The organism is Candidatus Omnitrophota bacterium (assembly GCA_030650275.1).
Taxonomy (GTDB): Bacteria; Omnitrophota; Gorgyraeia; order Zapsychrales; family Fredricksoniimonadaceae; genus JACPXN01.
Genome location: JAUSEK010000010.1, coordinates 1 through 2,325 on the forward strand (window position 1 = coordinate 1; position 2,325 = coordinate 2,325).

A 2,325-nucleotide genomic window follows, 5' to 3' on the forward strand; every position below is an offset into this window, starting at 1 on the left:
ATCGGAAGATCGCCTGGAACGGAATCGGCAAAGCCAGCAAGAACGCAGTTTCTCGATTCCGAAAGAAATTCGTATAGCTGATAATCAAGCTGCTGAAAAGCAACAGCACGAACAAAAACGCAAAGAGCAAGTATAGAAGCCGCTCAATGAGAAGCGCCCCCAATCCAGGAAACGTGTTGATGAATTTCAGGCCTTTATAGAACAACCAGAAAGACAGGCCAAGGTAACCCACGATGAATAGTCCGATCAAAGAAGAGAGCAGCCGTGATTGCTGGCGGATCGATTTCAGCCGCCGCCAGGCTTGAAGTGTGTTGACACGAATCAGTAACGCAAGAGGACCGCGGTGCTGGCGTCCTGGCAACCGTTGGTTCATGAATGATAATGGAGCGCGGGCGTCTCGCCCAATGGTACTAGCATTTCGCGCTCACTTTTTTGAGTTTTTTGCGTGCGGCCTGCCTGCTGCCGCGCAACGGGCCGAACGTTTCCCGCACGTGTCTGACCAGTCTGGGTTCATTGGGGCGTGGTTGCTTTCGTTTGGGCAGGCGACATGTGGCAATGTCTTTTAGAACTTTTTCCCAATCGAACGATTCACCTTTTGCCCATTCCATCAGGACCTCCAGCACCTCTCGGGCGGAGGAACTGAAGGATAAGGACAGCGGATCTAAAAGCGCTTTGGTGGCGGCCAGGAGCATCATGGCCCGAATCAAATTGTAAGCAATCAGCCCGGCATACCATTCCTTTTGGGCCATGGCCGCGGATTTGCAGCGCAGAAACCCCAGATTCATTTGCGCCTTGAGGTAACGCAAATTTAATTCCACATGCCAGCGCAAGCCATAAAGTGCCACCAACTCCTGGACCGAATAAAGTTCCTGGTCCACGAGCGTCGTAAATAAATAGAGGTCGAATGGGCGAAACCCCGGACGTCTGATTTTACAAACGATCAACCGTCCTTCCACCGGTTGGGCGGAGCACTTGGGCTGGAGTTTATCGTGTCGGGAATGTGTCCAAAGCACCTTGAGATCTAAACCAGATACCAAGGCTTGGCGGGCCAAGCGCAAAGCACGCGCTTTGGTCAGGCGCACCAAGACTTGAGCTTTGGCCTGACGGGCGACTTGGGCGATTCGGAAAACTCCGAAATTGCGGTCTCCCACAATCAGGGTTTTGGCTTGGGCGGCCAGAATCAATCCACAAGCCAAGATCTGCTCGCTGGTGGTTTGAGATCCCAGCGTGCATCCGAGCGCCAAGCCGCTGCGCAAACAAAAACCCACGACCACCCGCATGAGGCACCAATGGCATTTGTGCTGATTGGAATGGGGTTTGAATGATTTGGGAATATCTCCCAAAGGAGGTAAGCGCACCGTGCTGCCATCCAAGAGCAGGACGTTCCAACCTTTCCAGGATCGACCGGTAATCTTCTGGCAAAGCAGGGCTGGCAGCTCGATGAAAACCTTTTGGATCAACTCCAAAGGCAAACGTGTCCGAGCATTGCAAAAGGAGGTGGTGCGGCGGGATTTCATCTTTTTGGACAGGCCCTTTTTACCCTTTCTGCCTGGGCGCAAGACGTCGGCTTTTCCGTGGGCGAAGCTCACCACTACTTTTTCCAGAGTGGGATCGGCCAGGAGGCGCTGGAAGACCATGCCCCACAGGGTCACCAGGGGACAAAAGATTCGTTCATAGAACTTTCTTTTGCGACCCGAAGGCAGGGCCAGGTCTTTGAAAGCGGCGCCGAGTTTGAGAAAGAGTTTGAGGAATTGGCGCAGATCCAGGCTGGCGCACATGGCGGAGGGGAACAGTTGGGTGTGGCTGGAGGGCAGAGGCAATGAAGAGGGCATGTATGTATATGACATAACATACATACTTGTCAGCCAAAAAACACTCTGCTATCCTCTTTTTCTGAATGAAAACCTCTCTCGATTGGCCCCCTCCGAAAAACTGGCAGACCCTGTGGCCCGCGCTCAAGGGCTCCCTGGCCCAAATCTTCAAACCTTGCATTCGCCCGCAGTGCCCTCAGTGTCTGGAGGGCACCAAACATCCAGCCTTTATCCTCTCGTTTTCCCAAAAGGGAAAACGGCGCTGCATGTACGTCCCCGCAGAACTGGTTCCCTGGCTCCGGCGGGGATTGGAAAACGGTCGCCATCTGGAAGAACTTCTTTCGGCCCAGGGGCCGCTCATGCTGAAAAATTACCGCCAGAAAAGAGACCGTGAACGCATGGCCGGATCAGACAAAACTTCCCCGCTGTCCAAATCAACCACACGCGAAAACAACACACAGAAAACCAAACAACCCAGAAAACGACCCTCCAAAAGCTAGTGCCATTGGGCGTC

Annotated in this window: 2 protein-coding genes; both read right to left on the bottom strand. The window is 53.4% G+C overall.

Translation table 11 applies throughout. From position 1 onward, the window contains the following. The coding region (locus tag Q7K71_02745; protein MDO8675020.1) for a hypothetical protein at nt 1–373 on the bottom strand (373 nt) is incomplete at its 3' end. 37 nt (nt 374–410) lie between these two features. Continuing rightward, nucleotides 411–1,847, bottom strand: coding sequence for an IS4 family transposase (locus Q7K71_02750; protein ID MDO8675021.1), 1,437 nt, complete (start codon nt 1,845–1,847; stop codon nt 411–413). Nucleotides 1,848–2,325 lie beyond the last annotated feature (478 nt).

Bases quoted from the DNA above. Each gene is read 5' to 3' on its own strand.
- Q7K71_02750 (MDO8675021.1), bottom strand. From the start codon at position 1,847: ATGTCATATACATACATGCCCTCTTCATTGCCTCTGCCCTCCAGCCAC.